The following is a 24,625-nucleotide window of genomic DNA, read 5'->3' as shown; positions in this document are numbered from 1 at the left end:
AACCCCGCGCGCCATCGCGCTCAGGTGGGCGGCGACCGCCGATCAGACCCCTCGACAGCGGAGGGGCGGGTTTTGAACCACCACCGCACCACAACGCGCACGATCACCTCGCACCGCCTCCCTCCGCCTCCGTCTGCGCTGCGCGGACGCATCGTCGTCGCCGCCGTCGCGGTGGGCGCGTTCGCCACGGCGGGCGCGGGCCAGGCCCTGCAACCCGCCGCCGGCAACAACGTCCAGCTCGCGAACCGCACGGACGGCACCGCGACGTTCGACGGAACGGGCGGTGACACCGCCTCCGCCCCGCGGCTCCTCACGACCTCGCGGAAGACGGCGTCGGAAGGTGCCGTGGAAGCTGCCAAACTCCTGCGCAGTCAGCAGATCATGACGCGGCGCGAGGCGGCGGAGGCCGAGCAGAAGCGCCCGAAGTTCGCCCGCCCCGCCGTCGGGGACTTCACCTCCGCCTACGGCGCCCGCTGGGGCAGGGCGCACCTCGGCATCGACATCGCCGGTCCGATCGGCACCCCGATCCTCGCCGCCGCCGACGGTGTCGTGAAGGACGCGGGCCCCATTTCCGGCTTCGGCCAATGGGTCCGCCTGGTGCACCCCGACGGGACCATCACCGTCTACGGCCACGTCGACAGCTACAACGTCCGCGTGGGCCAACGGGTCCAGGCCGGCCAGCAGATCGCCCGCATGGGCAACCGCGGCGAGTCCACCGGCCCCCACCTCCACTTCGAGGTCTGGAACCCGGACGGCCAGAAGATCAACCCACTCTCCTGGCTCAACGATCGAGGCGTCACCGTCTGAGCGCGCCAGGCACACCGAAGGAGAACCGCGACGTGGTGTCGCACCCCTCACGCCGCGTCGTGCGTGGAGCATTCGCAACGACGGCGGCAGTCGTCGCGGCCGTGCTCCCCACGACGCCGGGCAACGCACAGCCTTCCGCCGCGGACGCGCTCACGAAGTACAACGAGCTGTCCCAGAAGGCCGCGCAGCTCAACCAGGACAAGCTGAAGGCGCAGGTCGACCTGGCTGCCAAGCAGGGTGAACTGGACAGGGCCAAGGGCGACCTGGCCACCGCGCGCAAGGCCGCGGAGTCCCAGCGCGACCAGGTGGACCTCCTCACCGAGGTCACCTACTCGGGCGCGCGCTTCAGCCAGCTCTCCGCACTGCTCGTGAGCGACTCGCAGCAGGACTTCCTCAACCGCATGTCGGCCATCAACATCCTCGCGGCCGACAACGCCGAGGCGCTGCAACGGCTCACCGACGCCGTCACCGCCGCGGACGCCGCCACCAGGACGGCCGACGAGGCGAGGGAGGCGTCGGGGAAGCTGCTCGCCGAGATCGATCAGAAGAGCGCCGACCTGCAGAAGCAGCTGAACGAAGCCCGCACCCAGTACAACTCGCTCAGCGCCTCGACCAGGAACGCCCTGAAGAACGCCGGCGACCTGTCGCCGATCCAGGCCCCGCCCGGAACCGCCGGCAAGGCGCTGCAGTTCGCGCTCGAGCAGCGCGGTGACAGGTACGTCCACGGCGCCAACGGCCCGGACGAGTGGGACTGCTCCTCGCTCGTCCAGGCCGCGTACCGCTACGCGAACGTGTCCATCGGCCGCACCAGCTACGCCCAGGCCAAGGAGGGGCGCGCGGTCAGCCGCGGCGAGGTCAAGGCCGGCGACATCATCGTCTACTACTCCGGCCAGTCCCACGTGGCCATGGCCGTGGACGGCGTGCGCGCCGTGCACGCGTCGACCGAGGGGGTGCCGGTGAAGATCGCCGACATCGACTCGATCGGCCCGATCAGCGTGATCCGCCGCATCTCCGACTGAACCCGCCGCTGCCCAACCCTCGTGAGTGTTCCCCGGTGAGGAGAACACTCACGAGGTGGTTCACATCAGGCGCTGCCCCTGACCCCCGGCGAGCAGACCGGGGAGCTGCCGGACTTCACCAGGCAGACCCGGATGGCGACCGGGGTGTTCTCCGCGATGTTGCCGCTCTTCCAGCCACTGCAGTACGGCGACGCGTGGCCGCGGGTGTTGACCGCGCGGTCGGTGTCCCAGCTGGAGCCCGGGTTGACGTCCAGCTGCGTCTCGATGCCCCAGCCGTCCGCGTCCCAGTCGCAGGCCTGGATCGAGTCGCCGGGGATGTCACCGGACGGGTCGGCCCTGAACGTGCCGGTGCCCACCAGCACGCCGCCGTCGTAGAGGTCGTACACGATGCCCTGCGACTGGATGCTGACCTCGACTCTCGGCTGGGGCTCCGGGGCGGCGGCGTTGGCCTGACCGCCCACGAGCACCAGGCCCAACGTGGTGGCGAGGCCCGCGAGTACCGCGAAGGTGCGCTTCATCCGTTTCCTTCCCTCGAATGGGTTGTGCGTTGCCATTCGTAGGGGGTCACGATGTTGTCCAGCAGCAGGTCAGCGCCCTGGACAATCAACACCGGCCAACCCGTGCGCCGCAGATGCGGGCGATCACGGCGTCCGGGTCGAGATCCCACCTGATCACGCGGGGGTCGGCGCCGGTGGACGCCAGTGTGCTGCCGTGGAAGGCCACGGCGTTGACCGGACCGGAGTGGCCGGCCAAAGTGGCGACCTGATCGCGGGTGCCGGTGTCCCACAACGTGATCACGGTGTCGCTGCCGGCAACGGCGAGCAGCGAACCGGCGCTGTTGAGCGCGAGTGCCCGCACGGCACCGCGTTGGCCGGGCAGGGTCGCGCTCTGGCGACGAGCGGCGACGTCCCAGAAGATCACCGCGCCGCTGGCGTCACCGGTGATCAGCGTCCGGCCGTCGGGGGTGAACGCGATGTCCCGCAACGCGTTCCCGAGCTCACCGAGCACCGCGAGCTGACGGGAGTGCTGGACGTCCCAGAGGATGATCCGCCCGTCGTTGCCTCCCGAGGCCAGGACGGCGCCGTCCGGGCTGAAGGCCAACGCCTCCACGGCGGCGGTGTGCGCGACGGGAAGATTGCGTTGCGGCGCATCGGAAGCCGGATCGAACAGTCTGATCGTGCGATCGGCACCGCCGGAGGCGACCACGCTGCCGGTCAGGGCCAGGCTGGTGACCGGACCGTCGTGTCCGGCGATGGCGCGCACCGGTCTGCGCGACGCCGGATCCCACACCGTGACCGCGCCGTCCTCCCCCGCGGCCAACAGGGTTCCGTTGGGGTGGAAGGCAACCGACTTCACCTTCGCCGGCGCGGCCAGCTCGGCGATCCGCGTCCCGGACGGGTCCCAGATCGTGATCGACCTGTCCGCGCCGCCGGTCGCGATCCGTCCATCGGGTGCCAGGGCGACGCCGAGCGGCGGAACGGCATGTCCGGTGAACGCGGGCAAAGCGACCTGCCACACGCTCACGCTGTCGTCGCCGCCCGCGGCCAGCTGGGTCCCGTCCGCGCTCAGCCCGGCCGCGAAGAACGCGCCGGTGCGGGAGATCAGCCCGGTCAGCCAGCCGCCGTCGGGCACCGACCACCACCGCACGGTGCCGTCGTCGGCCGCGGACATCAGCATCCGCCCGTCCGGGCTGAACTCGACGGACCTGATCCCCGCGGTGTGCCGCCGCAGGAAACCCGGCTCTCCCCCGGCCCGCAACACCACCTGGCTGTCCGCACCGCCGCTGGCCACCGAGCGGCCGTCCCGGCTCAGCGCCACCGTGAGCACCGGACCGCGATGGTCCTGGAACACCTGCTGCGCGCCGGTGACCCGGTTGTGCACCAGCACACCGTTCTGTCCGGCCAACGCGACCAGGTCACCGCCCAGCGACACGTCGTGGACCTCGCCGAGAGAATGCGGAACCCGCGACACCTCCCGAGCCCCGTCCCACAGGATGACCGTGCCGTCCTGCGAAGCGGACGCCATCAGACCGTCAGCGTTGTGGGAGATGCTGTTGATCCGGCCGTGCGGCACGGAAACGACCTGCGCGGCGGCGTGCGTGGTCAAGTCCCACAACACGATCTGCTCGTCGTCACCACCAGAAGCGAGCACCGGCGCGGAAGGGTGGAACGCCAGTGCACGCACCGGCTTCGCGTGATGGGTCAACGCGATCGGCGGAGCCGCCCCGGCGGGCGAGCGGACCAGCACGGACCGGTCGTCCCCGGCGGTGGCCAGCAGCGTGCCGTCCTGGCTGAACGCGACCGCCCGCACCGCGCCACGATGGTCCTTCAACAGCACCCGCGGCGGCTTGTAGGCGGCGGTGCTCAGCAACGCGCCGCGTGCCTCGGTCGTCGGTGACGTGCGGAAAGCCTGCACGGCAAGGACTTCGGCCGCGTCCGGCCAGGACGCGCTGAGGTCCTCGGCACGCAGGGCGAGCTGACGGGACAACGCGACCTGTTGCCCGGCAACGGCGGCACGGCGCTGAAACACGGCGACACCGGTGATCACCAGGCACGCCACCAGCAACACGGCCAGGGCTTTGACGAGGTGACGCAGCCGACGGGCGCCCCGTCGAGCGCCTGCCCGTTCGGCGGTGTCGTGCGCTTCACTCGCCGAGAGGAACTCCCGCTCCAACGGCGACAACGCGACCGGCGAGTCCGCGGCGAGCGACCGCGCGACCTCCAGCCGCACACCTCGGTACAACGCACCGGAATCGCGGTCGACCGTGTCCCAGGCGAGGGCGGCCGTGGTGAGGTCCTGGTGCTGCTGCAGGCGTTCGCGGTCCTCTTCGATCCACGCCCGCAGTCGCGGCCAAGCCCTGGTCAACGCCTCGTGCGCCAACTCCACGCTGCCGTCGGCGACCACCACGAGCCGCGCGGCGACCAGGGCGTTCAACTCCGAGCCCATCACCTCGTCCAGCGCGACCCGCCGCCGCAGGTCGTAGGCACCGTGGTCGGTCTGCACCAACCGGAGCAGCAGCGAACGAGCAGCGGCCTGACCGGTGGCGTCGAGCTCCGTGAACGCCTGCTCGGCGGTGGCGGCGATCGCGCCGGACACCCCGCCGCTGGCCTGGTAACCGGCCAGGGTGAGCTTGCTGTTCTCCCGTCTTCGCCACGTCTCCAGCAAGGCGTGCGACAGCAACGGCAAAGCGCCCGGCTGGCCGTGGGCGTCGAGCACCGCTGCCGCGACCATCTCCGGCTCGACCTTGAGACCGGCGGCGCAAGCAGGCTCGACGATCGCCCGGCGCAACTCGTCGGGTGCCATCGGCCCGACCAGCACCTGCGCGTCGCGCAGGGCGGTGAGCAGCGACGGTATCGCCGCGCACCGGTCCAGGAAGTCGATCCGGCAGCCGATGACGACCTTGGCGTCGGACGACAGCAAGGCGGCGACGAAACAGGCGCGCTCGTCCGGATCGGCGCACAGCGTGAACGTCTCCTCGAACTGGTCCACGACGATCAGCTCAGGCTGGTCCGCGGTCTTGGCCGTCAGCTCCCGCATCGGACGGGCGGTCGGCGTCAGCACGGCCGAGGACAGCGACATCGACGGCACCAGACCGGCCCGGAGCAGTGACGATTTTCCCGATCCGGACGCCCCGAACACCCCCAGGAACGACCGTTTCCCCACCTCCCCCACCAGATGCGCGACGAGCTCCTCGCGGCCTCGGAAGAGCGCCGCGTCCGAGGGCTGGAACGCCGCGAGCCCGAGATAGGGAGCGCTCTCGTCGCCGGGCGCGAGCACCGAGGCGACCACCTCCCGCCACTGCTGTTCCCAGAACGAGGTGTCGCCCTCGCAGGCCTCGACGTACCCGAGCGTCACGGCGAGCGTCGGCAACTGGCTGCCGCCCGCCGCCTCGGACAACGCCGTGGACGAGAAATGGGCCTTTCTGGACAACTCCCGGTAGCTCGGCGATCCGGCCTTCTCGCGCAGCCTGCGCAACTCCCAGGCGAAGCGCTGGACCGGGCCTTCCATCGGGTCGAGCGGACGTTCAGGACGTCCCACCACACCTCCCCAGATCGACAGCGGATGATTGTCCAGGCTGCTCAGGCGTTGCTGGACAACCCTCCACCGCATAGAAGTTGTTGCCGTGAAACAACTCGGGTTCATCATCGCGATGCTGCTGGCAACAGCCGCGCCGGCCACCGCAGCGCCCAACCAGATCACCGCACGGGACGGCTCCGCCTTCGCGCTGACCGCGGACTGGTCGCTCGACACGCAGGCCGCGGGGCTGGCGTCCACGCTCGGTTCGCGCCTGCCCGTGTCGGACGTGCTGGCCGCGGCGAACCGGTCCACCAACGACTGCTCCGCGAGCCGCGAGCAGGCCCAGCCGGAGTTCTACGACCGCACGGACATCCCGTTGCAGCCCAGCCAGATCCTGCACAGCAGCGCCCGGTTCTGCTGGGACGACGCCGACAGCACGGTGTCCTACTGGGTGCCGCAGGGCGTCACCGGATCATCCGACGCGGACGACGACGGCCAGTGGGGATCGAACAAGGTCATGGCCGTGAGCTGGCACTACGACACCGCCAAGGCCGGGACGTCGAAGGACCACGGCGCTCGGGTGTCCCTGGTCGACCGCGTCACCGGCAAGTACCGGCACGTGCTGCTGGTGGAACCGACCAGCTCGTCGAACTTCAAGGCGGTGCCGATCCACGCGGGCGGCATGGCCTGGCTGGGGCGCTATCTGTACGTCGCCGACACCTCCCGCGGCCTGCGCGTGTTCGACCTGGAGCGCGTGCTCGAGGTGGCCACCGACCAGGCCGACGAGATCGGCAAGATCGGTACCAGGTACCACGCCTACGGCTACCGCTATGTCGTGCCCCAGGTGGCCACCTACCGCCAAGCCACCACGCCACCCTCGCCGTGCGTGCCCCAGCCGAACGCGCTGTGCTTCTCGTCGCTGGCCCTCGACCGCAGCACGACCCCGGACACACTGGTCGTCGGCGAGTACCGGGACGGCCGCAGCACGGACCTGTCCATCGACGGCGGTCGCGTCGTGCACTACAACGTCGACGCCTCCACCCGCAAGCTCACGACCACTTCCGGCAAGGCCGTGCCGAGCAAGGCGGTGACCACGCCGAAGAGCAACGTCCAGGGCGCACAAACCTGGCAGGGCAACTACTACCTCGGCCGCAGTTCGGCGGACAAGCACAGCTTCCTGTTCGCCGGGGCCGCGGACATGAACACCTACAGCTGGGCGGTCGGCGGCGAGGACCTGTACTACGAGCACGGCAACGGTCTGTTGTGGACGGCCACCGAGCACGCCTTCAACGCCGCGGGCACGCTGATCGACAAGCGGATCGTGTTCGCGGTCCCGCTCGCCGGGATCACCCCGCGATGAGTCCGCCCGAGCGGCTGGACTGACCTGGGGCGGCGCATCCAGGAATTCTTCAACCTGACCTCCCGCACTTCACTCCGAGTGCATTGCCCGCACACCGTCCGTCACCGCGCTTCGGTTCCGCTTCGGTTCCGCTTCCACCGGAACTCATTTGACGGAGTGAGCACTCACTCCGCAATATGGGTAGGTGACACCAGCATCCGAAACCCGGCGGAGAGCGCCGAGCATGAGCGCCGAGGACCGGCGGGCCATGATCGTGCACGCGGTGCTGCCGCTCCTGATGGAGCACGGCGCGAACGTGACGAGCAGCCAGATCGCCCGTGCCGCCGGCATCGGCGAGGGCACCATCTTCCGCGCGTTCAAGGACAAGGACGAACTGTTCGACGCCTGCACGGCCGAGGCGTTGAGGCCTGATCACGTGCTCGACGCGATCGCCGAGATCGCCGTCGACCAGCCCTTGGCCGACCGGCTCGTCGAAGCCGCCGAAGCGCTCGGCGCGCACCTGGAGCGGATGGGCGCGCTGATGAGCGCGCTGCACGCGTCCGGCCGGGTCAAGCACCGCGACCCCGACCAGCGCCTCAAGGGCCAGAGCGGCACGTGGAAGGGCGGGCGCCGCGAGTCGATGGCCGCCATCCGAACAGCGATGGTCGAGCTGTTCACGCCGGAGAGGGATCGGCTGCGGCTGCCGCCCGAGCAGCTCGCCGCCCTGTTCCTGACCTTGTTGTTCGGCGGCCGCCGGCTGGCGCCGGACGTCGACCCGCCCAGCACGCGTCAGATGATCGACTTCTTCCTCCACGGCGCCGTGGAGGCCGGATGATCCCGGGCGGTGGCCTGGAGTTCGTGCTGGGCCGGCGCGGCCGTCGGCGGCGCGCCTCGACGGTGCCGGACAGCGGGCTCACCGGACCGGTCGACATTCCCGAACCGACGCAGGACGACGAACCGAAGGACCTGCGCTCCCGGCTGAAGCGCGCGAGGACGTCCGTGGCGGGCACCGTCCGCGGTCTGCCGAAGGTCGCGAAGCTGACGTGGCAGGCCAGCCCGGTCCTGACCGTCCTCCTGACGCTGATCACGGTCCTGTCGGGGCTCCTGCCGACCGCGACCGCGTACATCGCGAAGCTGCTGCTGGACTCCGTCGTCGCGGCGATCCAGCACACCGGCACCACGGGCGACATCGCGAGAGTCGCGTTGTTCCAGTTCGGCGTGCTCGCCGCGAGCGCGGTCAGCAGCGCGCTGACGTCGATCGCGCAGTCGCTGCTGCAGGAGCGCATGACGCTGACCATCCGCCACCAGGTGATGGCGCACGCCAGCGAACTACACCTCGCGTACTTCGAAGGCTCGACGTCGTACGACATGCTGCGTCAGGCCGCGCAGGAAGCGCCGACGCGGCCGCTGTCGATGATGAACTCCGCGCTCGGGCTCCTGCGGACGCTGATCACGTTCGGCAGCATGATCGCGCTGCTCGTCTCGATCAGCCCGCTGCTCGCCCTGGTCGCGCTGATGGCGCCGATCCCGGCGTTCATCTCGCAGTCGAAGTACGGCTCGCGCGCGTTCTGGCTGACCTTCATGATGTCGCCGATCAAGCGGCGGATGGACTATCTGTCCTCTTTGGTCACGACCGACACCTACGCCAAGGAGACGAAGCTGTTCGGGCTCGGCCCGTACTTCGTCGACCGGTTCCGCCGGCTCGGCACCGTCTCCTACGAACGCCAGCGGAAGCTGACGATCAACCGCAACATCAGCTCGACGTCCTGGGGGCTGCTGAGCACGCTCGCCGGTTCGGCGATCACGTTGTACATCGCGCTGGAAGCGGTCGGCGGCCGGCTCACGCTCGGAGACCTGGCGCTGTACACGGCCGCGGCGGCGTCCGTGCAAGCGTCGGTGTCCGGCCTGTTCACGGCGTTTTCGGGGATGTACGAGAACAACCTCTACCTCGACACGCTGTACCGGTTCCTGGACACGAAACCGGAGATCACGGCGCCGGCGTCACCGCGGCCGATGCCGTCCACAGTGGAGGGACACATCGAGTTCGACTCGGTGACCTTCACCTACCCCGGCGCCGAGGAACCCGCGCTGGACGACGTCAGCTTCGAGATCCGGCCCGGCGAGACGGTGGCGGTGGTCGGCCGCAACGGCGCGGGCAAGTCGACGTTGTTCAAGCTGCTCTGCCGGCTCTACGACCCGACCAGCGGCCGCATCCTGCTCGACGGCGTCGACCTCCGCGAGTACGACCCCGTCGAACTGCGCACGCGGATCAGCGCGATGTTCCAGGACTACGTGACGTACCAGGGCACGGCCGCGGAGAACATCGGCCTCGGCGACCTGGCGCGGCTCGAAGACCGGCCGCACATCGAGGACTCGGCCCGCCGCGCCGGCGCCGACGAGCGGATCGAACGACTGCCCCGCGGCTACGACAGCCCGCTCGGCCGCTGGTTCGACCAGGGGGTCAGCCTGTCCGGCGGTGAGTGGCAGAAGATCGCGCTGGCCAGGGCGTTCCAGCGGGAGGCGCCGATCCTGGTGCTCGACGAACCGACGTCGGCGCTGGACGCACGGGCCGAGCACGACCTGTTTTCGCGGCTGCGGGAGCTGTCGGAAGGCCGGACGACGCTGTACATCTCGCACCGGTTCTCGACCGTGCGGCAGGCGGAGCGGATCTTGTTGCTGGAGCACGGGAAGGTCGCCGAATACGGGACGCACGAGGAGCTGATGGCGGCCGAGGCCGGGTACGCCGAACTGTTCACGCTGCAGGCGCAGGCGTACCTGGACGACGTGCCCGGCTGAGCCGCCCACGGCACAGGGGTCAGACCGCTGAGATCGTCCAGTGGTTGTTGGTGCTGCTGTTGGGAGCCACAGGATCGTCGTGGAGCCGGAGGCCACGTTGCCGCCGCCGTCGAGCGCGGTTCCGGTGCCCCGGTTACGGCAAGGCTTGTTCATCTGATGTCTGACTGATCTAGCGTTCGAGCCTGGTCGGATCTCCCGCGTCGGCGCGCCGCACGACCCAGGCCTCGGTGATGTGGTTGAACATGGCCTCGCCGGCACCGGCCGCGTCCTTCGCCGCGATCCGTTCGCAGATGCGGCGGTGCCCCTGGTTCGAGGCCGTGCACAGCTCGCGATCATTGCGGCCGGTGTAGCGAGCGGTGTGGTAGACCTGGCTCTCGAGCGCGCGCACCACGCCCCGCGCGATGCGGTTGCCGGAGGCCTGCATGATCCGGTCGTGGAAGATCCGATCCTGCTCGCGATAGGCGATCGGATCACCCACCAGCTCGTCCATGAGGTCCACGACTTCGCGCAACGCCGCGACGGTGGCCTCGTCGGCGGTGCGGGCGGCGACCTGGGCCATGTCCGACTCGAGCAGTCGCCGGGTGACCACCAGGTCGTCCAGCACCGCCAGCGTCTCGTCCTCGGTGACGATCGCGCCGAGCACGAGCTCGTCGAGCACGTTCCACATCGACGGCGGGGTGACCTGCGTGCCCGCGCCCTGCCGCACCTGCACCAAACCCTTCTCCTGCAGGACCTTCATCGCTTCGCGGATCACCGTCCTGCTCACCGAGAAGGTCTCGCACAGCGCCGGTTCCGGCGGCAGTGACGAGCCGGAGGGGTGCTCGCCGCGCACGATGCGCCCCACGAGCTCGTCGGTGACCGCCCTGGCCAGGTTCGCCGGCCGTCGCGCCCAGTCCGGAGCGGCGGACGCCTTCGTGGTCGGTCGCTGGCGTGATGCCGTCATCTGTCCTCCGGATGTGCCCCCACCGACGCGCTGGGGAACGTGCCGACGAGTGTACCGACAAACGGACGTTGACGTGATACGTCATACGAATTACGTTAGCGCCACCTCGCCGGGCCGTTCGCCGTCCGGCGCCACCGTCTCGAGGAGTGAGCAGCAATGAAGCAGCGCACACTATGGCCGGCCGTCCTCGTGGTGGGGCTGACGTTGAGCGCGGGGTGCGGAAGTGCCGCGGGACCGGGCTCCTCGTCCGGCGGTTCCGGCGACAAGCTCGTGGTCTGGGACTGGAAGTCCGGTGACGCGAAGGGCGCCGGTTACGTGGCGAAGGCCAAGGCCGACTTCGCGAAGAAGCATCCCGGCGTGAACGTCGAGTTCGTGGCCCAGCCGTTCGACCAGTACTACACGCTGCTCGGCACGGCCATCCAGTCCGGCAAGGGCCCTGACGTCATCATGTTCAACGGTGGCGGCAAGATTCGCGACCGGGCCGACGCGCTCGCCCCGCTCGACGAGTACGTGGCGCAGGACAGGCAACGGCTGGCGGGCTGGGACGCGTTCGCCAAGGACGGGAAGATCTACGCCGAGCCGGTCACCCTGCAGGGGCATCCGATCTACTACAACAAGGACCTCTACCAGAAGGCCGGCCTCGACCCCGCCGGCCCGCCGAAGACGTTCGACGAGTTCGTCAAGAACTGCGGTGTCATCACCGCGAAGACCGGGGCGAAGTGCCTGGCGCTGGGCAACAAGGAAGGCATCGGCATCCAGTTCTGGTTGTCCGCCCTGGGATCGGCGGTCCTGACGCCGCGGGAGTACGACGACTGGATCGCCGGCAAGCGCGACTGGTCGTCCGCGAACGTCAAGAAGGTCTTCGAGCTCTGGAAGCAGGCCGGTGACTCAGGTCTGAACAGCGACGGCGCCAACTCCACCGCGATGTTCAACGACGCGTTCGGGATCTTCAACTCCGGCAAGGCGGCCAACGTCATCGGCCTGATGTCCGACGTCGGGCACTGGAAGGACTTCGCCGAGTTCCTCACCCCGGAGAAGGTCGGCGTCATGGTGGCGCCCGCGGTCACCCCTGGGGCGTTGCCGAGCCTGCCCTACGACGGCGGCATCGGCTACGCGGTCGCGAAGTGGACCAAGGACCCGAAGCTCGCCGCGGACCTGGTGCGTTCGCTGACGTCGTCCGACGCCCTCAAGTCGTTCTACGCCGACAGCGGCGCGATCGCGTCCGATACGACGATCGACGTCTCCGCGGGTGGCCCGGCCGTCAAGACCATCGTCTCGGAGCTCAAGTCCGGCAAGCCCGCCCTGCACGTCGCCCTGCCGTCCAAGACCGTCGACCTCATGGGCCGTCTCTCCCAGGAACTGCTCAGCGGCTCGACCACGGTGGACGACGTGGTGCGGCAGCTGGCCGCCTCCGACAAGACGGGCTGATCGACGTGACCGCACAGTCGCTGTCCCCGGCGAGGCCGGCCCCGGCCGGACCTGCCGGGGGCGCCCGGCCCGCGGGCCCGTCCCGGCGCAACCGCGCCGGGTCGCGGGCCGAGCGCCTCGCACCCCTGGTCCTGCTCGCGCCGGCTCTCCTGATCATCGTCGGGCTGCGGTTGTGGCCGCTGGTGCTGGGCGTCAACTTCTCCTTCACCGGTGACGGCGACCGCAACGGAATGATGGTCGGCTTCGAGAACTACGCGACGCTGTTCGGCGATCCGCTCTTCCGCACCGCGTTGCGCAACGTCGGCCTGCTCGTGCTGCTGCTGCCGGTGGCGGTGGCGATCCCCGGCCTGCTCGCCACGTTCATCTACCTGCGGGTGCCCGGACACCGGCTCTACCGCGGCGTCTACTTCTTCCCGGCCGTGCTCTCCCCGGTGATCGTCGGCGCGATCTTCAACCTGTTGCTGGCGTTCGACGGTCCGCTCAACAAGCTCCTCGGCGGTCTGGGCATCGGGCCGGTCGACTGGCTCGGCGATCCCTCCGTCGCGATCTTCGCGGTGGTCGGCGTCCACGTCTGGGCGACGTTCGGCATGGCACTGGTCGTCTTCCTCGCCGGGTTCGCCACTCTCGACTCGTCGTTGCTGGACGCGGCCGAAGTGGACGGTGCGTCGTTGCCGCAGACCATCCGGCACGTCATCGTCCCCAGCCTGACCCGCACCATCCAGTTCGTCTTCGTCACCACCATGATCGGCATGCTGACGTCGATGTTCGGTCTGCTGTACGTGATGACGACCGGTGGTCCGGCCGGGTCGACGTACCTGCCCGAGTACTACATCTGGATCCAGCAGGGCCAGCTGAACCAGCCCGCGCTCGCCTCCGCGGCCTCGACCGCGCTGTTCCTGATCATGCTCGTCGTGGGGCTGGCCCAGATCGGCATCCTGCGACGCTCCGCGGGCAAGGAGGACTGATGTCAGGCATCCGGCTGACGAGGTGGGTCGTCGCCGTCCCGATGGCCGCGCTCGCGCTGGCCACCGTCTACCCGCTGGTGTTCACCACGAACGTCGCGATGAAGACCCGCCGCGAGTACGTCCTCGACCGGTTCTCCCTCGCCGATTCGCTGAACTGGGACAACATCGTCAAGGCGTGGACGTCCGTCGGGATGTCCCGCTACTTCCTGAACTCGGTGATCGTCGTGGCGATCTCGGTGGCGCTGCTGCTGTTGTTCGGGTCGATGGCGGGCTTCGCGCTCGCCCGGCTGCGCTTCCGCGGCTCGTCCGCGCTCTTCCTGGGCATCCTCGCGGCCCTGTTCGTGCCCTTCCAGGTGATCATGGTGCCGCTGGCCCGGATCATGGCGGACACGGGTCTGATGGACACCTATCCCGGACTGGTCCTCGCGTACGTGGCGCAGTTCCTGCCGTTCACGATCTTCCTGCTGACCAGCTACTACGCGACCGTGCCACCGGAAATCGTGGACGCCGCCCGCATCGACGGCAACACCGTCTACGGCGTCTACTGGCGGATCATGCTCCCGATCGGCGCCCCGGCGCTGCTGTCCGTCGGTGTGCTCAACGCGTTGTTCTGCTGGAACGACGTGCTCATCTCCCTGCTGATGATGCCGTCCGCCGAGCACCGCACGCTCATGGTCGGCGTCACCTCGTTGCGCGGTCAGTACTCCGACGACATCCCGACGTTCGCCTCCGGTGTGCTGATCGCCGCCGTCCCGGTCCTGGTCGTCTACCTGTTCCTGCAACGCCAGATCGCCGACGGTGTCACCGCCGGGTCCACGAAGGGCTGACATGCGCATCACTGGCTACCGGACCCTCACCACGGTCCACGACTGGGGCAGGCCGGTCGGTGACGCCAACGGCGTCTACGCCGACGGCCTCGTCCGGGTCCCGATCGTCGTCGTCGAGACCGACGAGGGCATCACCGGCGTCGGACTCGGCCCGCACGTCGAGATCGAAAGTCTCTTCGGCACCATCGAGGGCGAGGATCCTCGCAGCGTCACCGCCCTCTACGACAAGATGCTGCGCCGGACGTTCAAAGCCGGTCACGCCGGCACGGTGTTCGGCACCATCGGCGCCCTCGACACCGCGCTGTGGGACATCAAGGCCCAGGCGGCGGGAGAACCGCTGTGGCGGCTGCTCGGCGGCCGCGACCGCCGGGTGCCCGCCTACGCCTCCGGCCTCGACATCGCCCTGGACGACGAGGAGTTCGTCGCGGTGTACCAGGCCTACGCCGACCTCGGGCTGCGCGCGGCCAAGATCAAGGGTGGTCTCGACGTCGAGCACGACAGGCACCGCCTGACCCTGGTCCGCGACGTCCTCGGCAAGGCCTGCCGCGGCGCCCGGCCGAGCCTGATGCTCGACGTCAACGAGACCTGGACGCGCAAGCAGGCGGTCCGGCACGTCAGCGAGCTCGAACGCACCCTCGATCTGACGTGGATCGAGGAACCGGTCCGGCGCTGGGACGCGGAAGGGCACGCGGTCGTGGGCCGCGGCGTCCGCGCCTCGGTCGCCACCGGGGAGAACCTCACCGGGCTGGAACAACACCGCCCGCTCATCACGGCCGGCGCCGTCGACATCGTCCAAACCGCCGCGGTCTGGGGCATCACCCACTTCCTCCGGGTCGCCACCCTCGCCCACGCGCACGACCTGCCCGTCAGCCCCATCGGCACCACACCGATCGGTCTGCTGCACGCCGCCACCTCGGTCCCCAACCACCTGGTGAGCGAACTGCAGGACCTCCGGCCGCCGCTCGGCGTCTCCGTCGACCTGCACGTCGAGGACGGCGCCTACGTCCTCGGCGGCACTCCCGGCCTGGGCGTGCGCATCGACGAGAAGGCCATCGCCGCGTCGAACCACCTGCTCCCCCACCCGACGTACGGCGGTTCGCACATCCGGCCAGAACGCGCCGGCCATCGCCTGCACCCGGTCGCGGTCGGCCACGAAACCGAGAACGCCGTCCTGAAGGTGTGAACACACGTACCTGAAGTCCTGATCGGACTGTCCGAATCACTGTCGATTGGGAGCTCAACGTGCCACATGGTTTCCCTGCACCACGAACGTCCGGCCGGCTCCGGCACGGCGTGCTCGTCCGCCCAGCCGTGTTCGATCACCCAGGCCCAGGCGAAGGTGCGCACGATCGTGCCGGCGATGACCGGTGACGTCGTGGTCCAGCTCGCGGGCGGGACCTACGCGTTGAGCTCGCCGGCGAACGGCGAACAGCCCCAGTTGTGGGACTGCTCCGGCAGCACGAACCAGGAATGGAGCCTGTTTCCCTGACGACGCTCCGGGGCCAGGCCACCACACCTGGCCCCGGTCGCCGATCGGTCAGCAGTACTGCGCCTCCTTGCCGATCGCCTCGTACGGGCAGTCGGCGCGGTCGAGCAACTGCAGCACCGCCTCCTTGTTGCGCGAGGTCTGCGCCGGGATCACCTCGTCGGGCGGGTAGAACCCTCCCCCGCTGCCGGACGAGCCCGGATACATCTCGAACGTGTAGGAGAACACGCCCTGTGAGCCCCACAGCCAGTCGCGGATCGAGCCGTCCGTGATGTAGAGGTCGCTGGCCTGCTGGGGCGTGTACCCGTTGGTGCCGGCCATGGACTGCCCGATCGTCGCGAACGTGTCCCGCTGGTCCTTCGTCATCCCGGGCGCGACGTCGTCGTAGGTCCAGCCGAACGGCCACATCACGAGCTCGCTGAAGGTGTGGAAGTCGATCGACGCCTTGATCTGCTGCTTCCCGCCGACCACCCGGCCACGCACGAAGTCGGCGACCACCTTCACCTCAGGCGCGGACTCGGCCCGCGCGCCGCGGTACGTGTCACTGCTCGGGCTGCCTGACGAACCACCGCAGCAGCCCCACTTGAAGGCCCAGTTGCGGTTGAGGTCCGTGCCGATCGCCGAGGAACCGGTGTTGGGTTGCCGGTTCTTGCGCCAGCTGCGGTAGTTGCCGGTCGCGATGTCGTACTCCCCGCCATCGGGGTTGACGTCGGGCACGATCCAGATCTCCCGCGAGTCGACCAGCGCCTTCACCCGTGGTTCGGCCTGTTCGGTGAACAGCTTCACCAGGTACAGCGCCATCTCGACGGTCAGATGCTCCCGCGCGTGCTGGTGGGCGGTGAACAGGACCTCCGGCTCGTTCTCGTCGACGGCGACGTTGTCGCTGATCTTGAGTGCGACGATCTCGCGGTTCTGGTACGACCGGCCGATGACCCGTTTGCTGATCACACCGGGATAGCGGGCGACCGCCTGGTCGATCTCGGCGGTCATCTCCGCGTAGTTGTGGTAGTTCGCGTCGTTCGCGGGGAAGTCGAACGGTCCGACCGCCGCGCCGTCCCGCGTGCGTCCGGGAACCTCCTCCACGCCGAACCCTTGTGCTTTCATGGCACGGACTTCGGCCTTGGTCGCGGTGACCACGACTGTTCCGTGCTCCTCGATCTCGTCGATGGCGGCACCGATCCGCGCGATCTGGCTGCGCTGCTCGACAGTGCGCACGCCGCTCACGGCGTAGGCCGCCGTGCCGGTCTCGACCGGTGCCGCGACCGACGGGGTGGCGATCGCCGCCAGGGCGATGGTGAAGACCAGGACTCTTCGTTTACCCATGCCACAGCACGGTCCCAGGATCGGCCCGGGACAGGCAGAGCCGATCGGGGGGACACAAACGGTCTAGCCACGTGTTCATCTGCGGACGTTCCGTTGGTCAACAACGATCTCCTCTCACTAGGTTCCTGCGAGCTGGGCTTACCAACTCCTGGGGGAACGAGATGAGCCGAAGAGTTTCTTTTGCCCTGTCCACGGCACTTCTGGCAGCCGCCGTCGTCACGACACCGGCGCACGCGGCTCCGACGAGCACCGACCTCGGCGGGTTGCCGGGCGCCGCGACGCACGTGGCCACGTCGGTCAACGACGCGGGCGTCGCGGTCGGAGGTGCGCACAGCAACGGCCTTCCGAGCCGCGGGGTGAGGTACGACGGCAACGGCACCGCCGCTGAACTCGCCGGACCGGCCGGGGCCAGTACCACCGTGGAGGCGATCAACAGCGGCGGCAGCGCGGTGGGTACCGCCTCCGACTCGTCGGGCAGCAGGGCCCTCCGGTTCAACCCGGACGGCACGCACGTGGTGCTGTCCGTGCCGTCCGGCTTCACCAGCGCGATCGGTCAGGCGATCAGCGACTCCGGCACCGTGTACGGCGTCGCCACCGACGTGACCCGCCGCCAGGTCCCGGTGAGCTGGAGCCCGGCCGGCGTCGTCACCACGCTGGCGCTGCCGGCGGGCGCGACCTGGGCCAACCTGAAGAGCGCCGCGGCGAACGGGTACGTGGCCGGGTACGTCACCGGTCCCAGCATCGCGACCACGGCGGTGCGCTGGAACCCCGACGGCAGCGTGACCGTCCTCAATGGACTGGCGATCGACGCCACGACCGCGGCCACCGCGGTGAACCAGCTCGGCGAGGTGGTGGGCACCGCGGTGGCCGCCGACTTCCAGTCGTGGGGCGTGCGGTGGAACGCCGACGGTTCGCTGCACAAGTACGAGCAGAGGTTCGTCCCGAACAGCATCAACGACAACGGCACGGTGGTCGGCTCCGCCGTGGCCGGAAGCAACCAGGTGCCGGTCCTCTGGGAGAGGAGCGGCGAGCGGCTCGCCCTCGGGCTCCCCGCCGGTGTCACCAGTGCCGGTGCCTGGGACATCAACAACAACGGTGTGGTCGTCGGGGCCGCGGGCTCCCGGGCGGTGAAGTGGGTCGTCGGCTGAGCTGAGCCGGTCGGCTGGAACCTCGCGTCGCGCGGTTGGCGGCGCGAGGTTCTCACTATCTGCGGTACGCGCGGAAGTAGTCGACGACGAACTCCTTCGGCCTCGGGTCGTTGGGATCGACGTCTCCCGTCCACCCCGCGTTCTCGTAGATCCCCAGCAGGAAACCGGAAGCGTAGGACGGCGACTGGTTGACCGTCCTCGTCAGCCTGTTGTCGACGTAGAGCTTGATCTGCGTGGGCGTCCACTCCAGACCGTAGATGTGCATGCCACCCGCGAGGTCGAAGCCCTCCCCGACGGACTGGGTGACCTGCTGGATGTTCGGGTCGTTCCACTTGAACAGGTTGTAGTTGAAGTTCCGGGGAGTCCGTCCCGGATGCTCCATCACGTCGATCTCGGCGCTCTGCTGCGGCGTGTCCTGCTTGCCCACCGTCCAGAACGCGGCGTGCAGGCCGCTGCGCGCCGACGTCCTCCCCCGGATCTCGAAGTAGCCGTACTTGGGCGCGTACTTCCAGACCGTCGGGATCGCGTGGTCGTACGGCGAGGACTTGTGCAGCCCGGTCCGCTGCCCGGTCTGGATGCTGGAGACCTTCATCCGGTCGCCGCCTGCGTAGTAGGTCGGCTGGTCGTTGTCGATCCGCAGGACCAGGGCGTTGTTGCGGAACCCGTACCGCGCGCGTGACCGCCATTCCGGGGTCCGCGACTCGAGGTAGTTCGTGATCCACAGGCTCGGGTCGAGCGAACCGTTGAACTCGTCGTTGCGGTCGAGCACCCAGCCGGGCTTCTGCAGGGGGTTCGGCGGGACGTCCGCCGCCTGAGCCGCCGGTGTGCCTGCGGCGAGCGCGGCTGCCACCAGTGGCCAGACAGCGACGAACCTGGCCGAGCGCCGGGCTTTTCTCATGGCTTCCAGCTCCTCACGACACGCTGCAGGGCGAAGATCACCGTAGAAGCGCGAGGAGCCCGCGGACGCCATCGGGGACGCCGCCGTCAAGAACTGTCAAAGATCCCGATCAGTGCTCGAGCGGCGCGACGGCGTTCATGGCCTCGTCCACCAGTTCGCCGAGCGGCCGCTCGTTGTCCTCGGAGACCCACTCCGTCTGCGCCGACTCGAGACCCGCGAGCGCGGCACCGGCGAGCGCCACCGCGGCGACCCTGGCCGGTCCGCCGAGCCGCTGCTGGAGCACGTCGGCGAGCAGGGCCGCCCAATGCGCGTGCTTGTGCAGGTGGCTGGCGTGCAACGCCGGGGTGTTCAGCATCATGCGGGTCATGACCAGCGACTCCGGCCGGGCGCTCAGGGCTTCCACCAGACCGTCGAAGCACCGGCGCAGCGCGTACCACGGGGGTTCCCCCGCGGGCCGTGCCTCGAGTTCCGCGGCGATCTTCTGACCCATCTCGGCGAACCACTGGGCGAGCACGTCCTCCTTGCCGGCGAAGTACCGGTGGAAGCTGCGGCGGGACAACCCGGTCGCGGCGGCGATCTGCTCGACCGTCGTCGCCTCGAAACCCTGTTCCACGAACAGCTTCACGGCAGTCTGCCCCAGCTGCGCGCGCACCGCGTTGCGCGTGCGCTCCCGCAGTCCCACCTTCGGCTCGTCCACGAGATGAGCGTACCTCAGCTGTCACGACAGGCCTGAATATTCCCTCAAAGCCAAACTTGACACAGTGAGACGCGTTAGGCGTACTGTGAAGGAGTCACGACACCGCCACCGGGCGGCGTCACCTCACCGCCGGCTTCCAGCCGGTCCCAGAAGGGATCTGCCATGTCCAAGACGTGGTTCATCACCGGCGCTTCCCGCGGTTTCGGCCGTGCCTGGACCACCGCCGCACTGGAGCGCGGCGACCGGGTCGCCGCCACCGCCCGCGACACGACCACGCTGACCGACCTGGCCGACCGGTTCGGCGACGCGCTCCTGCCGATCGAGCTCGACGTCGACGACCGGGTCGCGGGCATGGCCGCCGTCCGCGCCGCGCACCAGCACTTCGGCCGCCTCGACGTGGTCGTCAACAACGCGGGCTACGGCCACTTCGGCACCGTGGAGGAGCTGACCGAGGAGCAGGCCCGCGCGCAGATGGAGACGAACTTCTTCGGCGCGCTGTGGATCACCCAGGCCGCGCTCCCGTTGCTGCGCGAGCAGGGCGGCGGCCACATCGTGCAGGTGTCGAGCATCGGCGGCGTCGTGGCGTTCCCCGGCCTCGGCGTCTACAACGCCTCCAAGTGGGCGCTGGAAGGGCTCACCGAGGCCCTGGCGCAGGAGGTCGCCACGTTCGGCATCAAGACCACTTTGATCGAGCCGGCCGGCTTCGCGACCGAGTGGGCGACGTCCTCCGCGGCGCACTCCGAGCCCCACCCCGCGTACCAGTTCCTGCGGGACGAGCAGCGTGACTGGGGCACGATTCCCACGGCGGAGGACAGCGTCGAGGCGCTATTCGCGGCCGTCGACGCGGTCGAACCGCCCACGCGCCTGCTGCTCGCCTCGTCCGGCTACGACCTGGTGCTGGCGCTGCACGAAGGGCGCATGGCCACCTGGCGGGCGTGGGAGAAGGTCAGCCGCTCCGCGGATCCCAAACGAGACGCTGCCTGACGACGCCCACTCCGAAGTCACCAGCGGGCCCTTAGGGTTCACGACGCCGACCTCGACCGGTCCCGGTGCTCACCGGGCTCGTCGCGGTCGGCGTCCGCGTTTCCGCCCGTGCCCCCACCACCAACCGGAGAGTGCAGATGTCGTCCGAGCAGCGTTGCGCGACCAGCCACCGTCCACATCGGACCGCCAGGCCGAGCTCAAGGACTTCCCGCGGTCGCGCCGGGCCCGCGTCAAACCCGAGGACGTCGGCCTGCCGTCGAGCGGGCGGCGCCGGGTACCCGGACTGCGGCGCGAGGAACTGGCCCAGCTGGCGGGCGTGTCGTTCACCTACTACGCCCGGCTCGAACAGGGATACAGCGACGGCATCTCCACCTCGGTGCTCGACGCCGTCGCACGCGCCCTCAGGCTGACCGGGGAAGAGCACGGCCACCTCCTCCAGCTCGCCCAGCCCACCCGCGCGGGCTCACCGGAGCCGGACGTCGAGCAGGTACGACCTGGAGTCCGGAACCTGCTCGACGCACTCGGCGCTCCCGGGATCGTCGTCGGCCGCCGCAGGAACGTCCTCGGCTGGAACCGGCTCGCCACCGCCGTCTTCGGCGATCTCTCCCACCTGCCGCCGCACCAGCACAACTGGGCCAGGCAGGTGTTCCTGTGCCCTGCGACGCGCGAGCGGTTCGTCGATCTGGGACAGCGGTCTGGCACGTCGCCAGCCCCACCGGGTCGTTCGCCCGGCAGATCCGCCGTGAAGCGGTCGAACCCGGCATGGCCCTGGCGCCCACCCGGGCTGATCTTGCGGCAGAGCACCGCAGAACCCCGCCGCGTTCGTTGACGCAGAGCGCTCGTTCTGCGCGTCCGCTGTTCAGCGGTGCCAGGTGACGTGCGGTGGGCATAGAACAGGACTTCTCCACGGCCACCGGGAGGGGACCCGATGACGATCCGCGTGGTGCTCGCGCTGCTCGGCGTCGCAGCCCTCGTGGCGGCGACCGGAGTGCTGACCTTCTTCGCCATCGCCACGTTCAACCGGCTGTGGCGACGGGCGCAGGGCAAGGGTTACACCGGCCCGATCACGTCGATCGTGCTCATGACAACCGGCTTCACCGGGCTGATGGGCGGGATCGTCCTCGGGGTCCTGGTGGCCCTGCTCGAACTCGGTGCCGCCACCAAGGTCGTCGCCGTCGGCCTCGCCGTCGTGTTCGGCGGCGTGGCGACGTTGGGCGGGCTCGCGCTGGCTGTGCGCCTGCTGCCCGCACGACCTGTCCGGTCCGGCAGGCGACGGCGACCACGAACACCGTTCCGGGTGCTGGGAAACCTGGCGGCGGCCACCCCACCGCTGGTGATGGTGACGCTGGCGGTGACCGGCTTTCCCACGACGGTCGGCATTCAGCTGCTGCTGCCGATGGCGACGGTGTCGATCCTGTGCCACACCGCGGCGCGGCGAGCGGACCGCATCGACGCCCTGCCACCGATCGACCCGCGCCCGGCCGTGGTGTGGATCCGGGGTTTCGGCAACGAACGGCGGTTGTTCGGCTTCCGGCGGCGCGATCAGGAGGAGATGCGCGACCGACCGGAACTGAGGAAGGTCTTCAACCGCCGCCCGGACCCCATGTCGTTCGAGGAGTACTTCGCCCCCGCGATCGCCGGGGACCTCGGACGCGGCTACGGCCTGGGCAATCCGCGCGACTACCTTCCGCCGGACGGGATCGACCGGCACTACGCCACCGACGACTCGTGGCGCGACCAGTTCGCCGAACTGGTCGCCGGGTCCCGGTGCGTGATCATGACGCCGGGCGTCTGGCCCGAGCTGCGCTACGAGTTCCGGGTGATCAGGAACCTGGGCGCGCACCGCAGGCTGTTCGTCTTCACACCGCCCGCGGGCAAAGCCCGCCTCATCCGGCGCGCGAACCGGCTCAAGGGGTTCCGCCACGAGACCTGGGAGGACTTCAGGATCGCGCTGGGAGACGAGGCCGGTTATCTCCTCGGCCAGGACCCGGGCCCCGGCGCGGTGGTGACGTTCGAGACGGACGGGTCTGCCGTCGTGCTCGCCCGCGACGCCGAAGGGGCCGCCGACTACATCACCGCCGTCCGGCGCCACCTCGCCGACGTCGAGCAGCACGACCGGATCGATGGTCCACAGCGGACAGACTGATCGGGCCGCCGCGCGGTCCACCGGCAGTTGCGGACGAACGTGATTCGAGTTGCCTATTGGGCCGAATGCGACGGAACCGCCCGTCGGGGCCGGGCGTCATGACCGCCATGGGAGAGAAGTTCCACGTCGTGCCGGATGAGCTGCGCGGCTACAGCGGACTCCTCGAACGTCAGGCCGAGCACTTCCTGACGATCCGGGAGCACGCGATCGACAAGGGTGGGGACACGTCCGGGTTCACCGGGTTGCTGTCGCTGCTCGACCCCGTCGTGACCGGGGTCGCGCAGCTCTACGGCGAGACGCTCGAGGCCGCCAACAAGAAGATGGGCCAGGACGCCGAGGCGTTGGTCAAGTCGGCCCGCGCCTACGAGAAGGCGGACGAGGTCGGGGTCTGCCTGATCGACACCGCGGCCGGCAGGATGGAGGCCCCGTCCTGGCTGGGGCGGTTCCTGGGGGCGCGCGAATGACCGGCGGAGTCTGCAACGGCTACCAGGACATCGAAGATCCGAATGTCGCGCTGCGCGCCGTGCCGGAGGACCGGCCCGGCCGGCAGACCGTCAAGGAGCTGATCGAGGCCGCCGGGTGGAAGATCCAGGGCGTCAACTGGATCTACCAGCAGGTCACCGGCGACGACCTGGTGCGCGACCTGATCATGCCGCTGGCGGGCGACTTCGAGAAGATCGACGCGAACGCCGCCGCGTGGGACCGGATCGCCAAGGCGCTGGACAACGTGCGCCACAACGTCAACAACGGCATCGAGGAGCTCGCGCCGAGCTGGGACGGCGGCGCCGCGCAGAGCTTCGAGAACCGCATGCGCCGCACGTGGACGACGGCGATCGAGTGGGACTCGCAGGTCGCGAAGTTCATCGGCGACCGGTTCAAGAACATGGCGAGCTCCTGCCGGTCGGCGGCGAAGCTCGCGCTGACCCTGCTCGACAAGATCTGCGACAAGCTGATGAAGGCCGCGATGACCGCGTGGATCCCGCTCGTCGGCTGGGGTCGCGCGGTGTGGATGGTCTACGACGTGGTCAACATCGTCGACCAGGTGCGCAAGCTCATCCTGTCCATGCAGACGCTCATCGAGGGCGTCAAGGGCGTGATCAACGGCCTCAAGCTGATGGGCACCGCGCTGTCCAGGATCCCCGACGTGCGGGACGTCAACGACTTCTTCGACGTGGTCGACACGTGGCAGGACGGCCAGGAGAAGCTGGGCGACGGCATGTCCGCCGTGGGCAGCGGCGCGTGGGGCGCCGCCAAGGGCGCGTACAAGGCGAACAGCGCGCACGACAAGGCGTTGAAGTTCGAGCGCTAGCCGGAGAAGACCACTTCCAGTTCAGGCGGTGAGGAATTGACGTTCCCGTACGACAGCGCCCGGCAACAGTTGCAGGCGTGGCAACAGGATCTCGACGCCAGGGGCGCGCAGTTGGAGAAGGTCGCTCTGGAAGCGTCCAGGGTGCAGACCCGCGGCACCGACCTGTCGCCCGCGGACATCGCCGAGATCGAGAAGTTCGCGCGGTCGAAGGACGCGCCGAACGCGTTGAAGGACCTGCAGCGCAAGGTCGACTCGGGCCAGATCTCCTGGCAGGACATCACGTCCGGCAAGGCCATCAACGATCCCGACGTGCACCGCGCGATGCAGACCAGCATGCCGGCGCTGAAGCGGGCGCACACGGCGATCAAGGAGGGGCAGAACCTCGACGAGATCGTCGCCGCGGGTCAGCAGCGCACCAGGCGGTCGCACGGCGACTTCGACGACGACGCGCCGAGCGACTTCACCGAGGACGCCTTCTGACCACTTGCCAGAA

The 24,625-nt window shown here is 69.4% G+C and carries 23 protein-coding genes; 17 read left to right on the top strand and 6 right to left on the bottom strand.

Annotated features, from left to right (window positions below):
• Positions 1 to 72 precede the first annotated feature (72 nt).
• Positions 73 to 807 carry a M23 family metallopeptidase gene (locus G7043_RS36355; protein WP_207312188.1) on the top strand — a complete coding sequence of 245 codons (735 nt, stop codon included), beginning with the start codon at positions 73 to 75 and terminating at the stop codon, positions 805 to 807.
• A gap of 32 nt (positions 808 to 839) precedes the next feature.
• The gene (locus G7043_RS50125) at positions 840 to 1,826 is read left to right on the top strand and encodes a C40 family peptidase (RefSeq protein WP_166053195.1); all 987 of its coding nucleotides are present in this window, start codon (positions 840 to 842) and stop codon (positions 1,824 to 1,826) included.
• A 65-nt stretch (positions 1,827 to 1,891) separates the two neighbouring features.
• On the opposite strand, the gene G7043_RS36345 is transcribed toward G7043_RS50125, so the two are convergent.
• Both G7043_RS36345 and G7043_RS36340 read right to left on the bottom strand, forming a co-directional pair.
• Positions 1,892 to 2,344, bottom strand: a complete 453-nt coding sequence (locus G7043_RS36345; protein WP_207312187.1) for a hypothetical protein — start codon at positions 2,342 to 2,344, stop codon at positions 1,892 to 1,894.
• Between the two features lie 85 nt (positions 2,345 to 2,429).
• Positions 2,430 to 5,864: an nSTAND1 domain-containing NTPase gene (locus G7043_RS36340; RefSeq protein ID WP_166053194.1), complete on the bottom strand. Its 3,435-nt coding sequence runs from the start codon at positions 5,862 to 5,864 to the stop codon at positions 2,430 to 2,432.
• An 85-nt stretch (positions 5,865 to 5,949) separates the two neighbouring features.
• On the opposite strand from G7043_RS36340, the gene G7043_RS36335 reads away from it, so the two are divergent.
• From G7043_RS36335 to G7043_RS36325, 3 genes are all read left to right on the top strand, one after another.
• Positions 5,950 to 7,203, top strand: coding sequence for a hypothetical protein (locus G7043_RS36335; protein WP_166053193.1), 1,254 nt, complete (start codon positions 5,950 to 5,952; stop codon positions 7,201 to 7,203).
• Positions 7,204 to 7,426: 223 nt separating this feature from the next.
• Positions 7,427 to 8,017, top strand: coding sequence for a TetR/AcrR family transcriptional regulator (locus G7043_RS36330; RefSeq protein ID WP_166053192.1), 591 nt, complete (start codon positions 7,427 to 7,429; stop codon positions 8,015 to 8,017).
• A gap of 14 nt (positions 8,018 to 8,031) precedes the next feature.
• Positions 8,032 to 9,978, top strand: a complete 1,947-nt coding sequence (locus tag G7043_RS36325; protein WP_166053259.1) for an ABC transporter ATP-binding protein — start codon at positions 8,032 to 8,034, stop codon at positions 9,976 to 9,978.
• Positions 9,979 to 10,147: 169 nt separating this feature from the next.
• Here the strand turns inward: G7043_RS36325 and G7043_RS36320 are convergent, their stop codons facing one another.
• Entirely contained in the window at positions 10,148 to 10,921 is a 774-nt protein-coding gene (locus tag G7043_RS36320) for a FadR/GntR family transcriptional regulator (RefSeq protein WP_166053191.1), read from the bottom strand.
• A gap of 156 nt (positions 10,922 to 11,077) precedes the next feature.
• Between G7043_RS36320 and G7043_RS36315 the strand changes: the two genes are divergently transcribed.
• The 5 genes from G7043_RS36315 (at position 11,078) to G7043_RS36295 (ending at position 15,630) form a co-directional block, all read left to right on the top strand.
• Positions 11,078 to 12,349, top strand: coding sequence for an ABC transporter substrate-binding protein (locus G7043_RS36315; protein ID WP_166053190.1), 1,272 nt, complete (start codon positions 11,078 to 11,080; stop codon positions 12,347 to 12,349).
• Positions 12,350 to 12,354: 5 nt separating this feature from the next.
• Positions 12,355 to 13,314: a carbohydrate ABC transporter permease gene (locus G7043_RS36310; protein ID WP_166053189.1), complete on the top strand. Its 960-nt coding sequence runs from the start codon at positions 12,355 to 12,357 to the stop codon at positions 13,312 to 13,314.
• Positions 13,314 to 14,141, top strand: coding sequence for a carbohydrate ABC transporter permease (locus tag G7043_RS36305; RefSeq protein WP_166053188.1), 828 nt, complete (start codon positions 13,314 to 13,316; stop codon positions 14,139 to 14,141). The genes G7043_RS36310 and G7043_RS36305 overlap by 1 nt, the downstream gene beginning before the upstream one ends.
• 1 nt (position 14,142) lies before the next feature.
• A complete protein-coding gene (locus tag G7043_RS36300; protein ID WP_166053187.1) occupies positions 14,143 to 15,324 on the top strand; it encodes a mandelate racemase/muconate lactonizing enzyme family protein in 1,182 nt (393 codons plus the stop codon).
• Between the two features lie 66 nt (positions 15,325 to 15,390).
• Positions 15,391 to 15,630, top strand: a complete 240-nt coding sequence (locus G7043_RS36295; RefSeq protein ID WP_166053186.1) for an RICIN domain-containing protein — start codon at positions 15,391 to 15,393, stop codon at positions 15,628 to 15,630.
• Positions 15,631 to 15,678: 48 nt separating this feature from the next.
• Here the strand turns inward: G7043_RS36295 and G7043_RS36290 are convergent, their stop codons facing one another.
• Positions 15,679 to 16,950 (bottom strand): M14 family metallopeptidase, encoded by a 1,272-nt coding sequence (locus tag G7043_RS36290; RefSeq protein ID WP_166053185.1) that lies wholly within the window; start codon positions 16,948 to 16,950, stop codon positions 15,679 to 15,681.
• A gap of 161 nt (positions 16,951 to 17,111) precedes the next feature.
• On the opposite strand from G7043_RS36290, the gene G7043_RS36285 reads away from it, so the two are divergent.
• Positions 17,112 to 18,098, top strand: a complete 987-nt coding sequence (locus G7043_RS36285; RefSeq protein ID WP_166053184.1) for a hypothetical protein — start codon at positions 17,112 to 17,114, stop codon at positions 18,096 to 18,098.
• A gap of 55 nt (positions 18,099 to 18,153) precedes the next feature.
• Here the strand turns inward: G7043_RS36285 and G7043_RS36280 are convergent, their stop codons facing one another.
• Positions 18,154 to 18,996, bottom strand: a complete 843-nt coding sequence (locus G7043_RS36280; RefSeq protein ID WP_166053183.1) for a glycoside hydrolase family 16 protein — start codon at positions 18,994 to 18,996, stop codon at positions 18,154 to 18,156.
• A gap of 109 nt (positions 18,997 to 19,105) precedes the next feature.
• Positions 19,106 to 19,693 (bottom strand): TetR/AcrR family transcriptional regulator, encoded by a 588-nt coding sequence (locus G7043_RS36275; RefSeq protein WP_166053182.1) that lies wholly within the window; start codon positions 19,691 to 19,693, stop codon positions 19,106 to 19,108.
• 162 nt (positions 19,694 to 19,855) lie between these two features.
• On the opposite strand from G7043_RS36275, the gene G7043_RS36270 reads away from it, so the two are divergent.
• The 6 genes from G7043_RS36270 (at position 19,856) to G7043_RS36245 (ending at position 24,612) form a co-directional block, all read left to right on the top strand.
• Entirely contained in the window at positions 19,856 to 20,677 is an 822-nt protein-coding gene (locus tag G7043_RS36270) for an SDR family NAD(P)-dependent oxidoreductase (RefSeq protein ID WP_166053181.1), read from the top strand.
• Between the two features lie 154 nt (positions 20,678 to 20,831).
• On the top strand, positions 20,832 to 21,506 hold the full coding sequence (locus G7043_RS36265; RefSeq protein WP_166053180.1) for a helix-turn-helix domain-containing protein: 675 nt from the start codon (positions 20,832 to 20,834) through the stop codon (positions 21,504 to 21,506).
• 99 nt (positions 21,507 to 21,605) lie between these two features.
• Positions 21,606 to 22,823, top strand: a complete 1,218-nt coding sequence (locus G7043_RS36260; protein WP_166053179.1) for a hypothetical protein — start codon at positions 21,606 to 21,608, stop codon at positions 22,821 to 22,823.
• Between the two features lie 98 nt (positions 22,824 to 22,921).
• Positions 22,922 to 23,287, top strand: coding sequence for a hypothetical protein (locus G7043_RS36255; protein ID WP_207312186.1), 366 nt, complete (start codon positions 22,922 to 22,924; stop codon positions 23,285 to 23,287).
• The gene (locus G7043_RS36250) at positions 23,284 to 24,132 is read left to right on the top strand and encodes a WXG100 family type VII secretion target (RefSeq protein ID WP_166053178.1); all 849 of its coding nucleotides are present in this window, start codon (positions 23,284 to 23,286) and stop codon (positions 24,130 to 24,132) included. Before G7043_RS36255 ends, G7043_RS36250 begins: the two co-directional genes overlap by 4 nt.
• Before the next feature lie 36 nt (positions 24,133 to 24,168).
• The gene (locus tag G7043_RS36245; RefSeq protein ID WP_166053177.1) at positions 24,169 to 24,612 is read left to right on the top strand and encodes a hypothetical protein; all 444 of its coding nucleotides are present in this window, start codon (positions 24,169 to 24,171) and stop codon (positions 24,610 to 24,612) included.
• Positions 24,613 to 24,625 lie beyond the last annotated feature (13 nt).

This window comes from Lentzea alba, assembly GCF_011067745.1.
GTDB lineage: Bacteria > Actinomycetota > Actinomycetes > Mycobacteriales > Pseudonocardiaceae > Lentzea > Lentzea alba.
The sequence above is the reverse complement of the archived record's forward strand: the minus strand, read 5'-3'. Positions and strand labels throughout refer to the sequence as shown.

Coding starts and splice junctions, on each gene's coding strand:
- G7043_RS36285 (WP_166053184.1), top strand. CDS start 17,112: ATGAGCCGAAGAGTTTCTTTTGCCCTGTCCACGGCACTTCTGGCAGCC.
- G7043_RS36255 (WP_207312186.1), top strand. CDS start 22,922: ATGACCGCCATGGGAGAGAAGTTCCACGTCGTGCCGGATGAGCTGCGC.
- G7043_RS36315 (WP_166053190.1), top strand. CDS start 11,078: ATGAAGCAGCGCACACTATGGCCGGCCGTCCTCGTGGTGGGGCTGACG.
- G7043_RS36250 (WP_166053178.1), top strand. CDS start 23,284: ATGACCGGCGGAGTCTGCAACGGCTACCAGGACATCGAAGATCCGAAT.
- G7043_RS36295 (WP_166053186.1), top strand. CDS start 15,391: ATGGTTTCCCTGCACCACGAACGTCCGGCCGGCTCCGGCACGGCGTGC.
- G7043_RS36320 (WP_166053191.1), bottom strand. CDS start 10,921: ATGACGGCATCACGCCAGCGACCGACCACGAAGGCGTCCGCCGCTCCG.
- G7043_RS36290 (WP_166053185.1), bottom strand. CDS start 16,950: ATGGGTAAACGAAGAGTCCTGGTCTTCACCATCGCCCTGGCGGCGATC.
- G7043_RS36280 (WP_166053183.1), bottom strand. CDS start 18,996: ATGAGAAAAGCCCGGCGCTCGGCCAGGTTCGTCGCTGTCTGGCCACTG.
- G7043_RS36270 (WP_166053181.1), top strand. CDS start 19,856: ATGTCCAAGACGTGGTTCATCACCGGCGCTTCCCGCGGTTTCGGCCGT.
- G7043_RS36330 (WP_166053192.1), top strand. CDS start 7,427: ATGAGCGCCGAGGACCGGCGGGCCATGATCGTGCACGCGGTGCTGCCG.
- G7043_RS36260 (WP_166053179.1), top strand. CDS start 21,606: ATGACGATCCGCGTGGTGCTCGCGCTGCTCGGCGTCGCAGCCCTCGTG.
- G7043_RS36300 (WP_166053187.1), top strand. CDS start 14,143: ATGCGCATCACTGGCTACCGGACCCTCACCACGGTCCACGACTGGGGC.
- G7043_RS36345 (WP_207312187.1), bottom strand. CDS start 2,344: ATGAAGCGCACCTTCGCGGTACTCGCGGGCCTCGCCACCACGTTGGGC.
- G7043_RS36305 (WP_166053188.1), top strand. CDS start 13,314: ATGTCAGGCATCCGGCTGACGAGGTGGGTCGTCGCCGTCCCGATGGCC.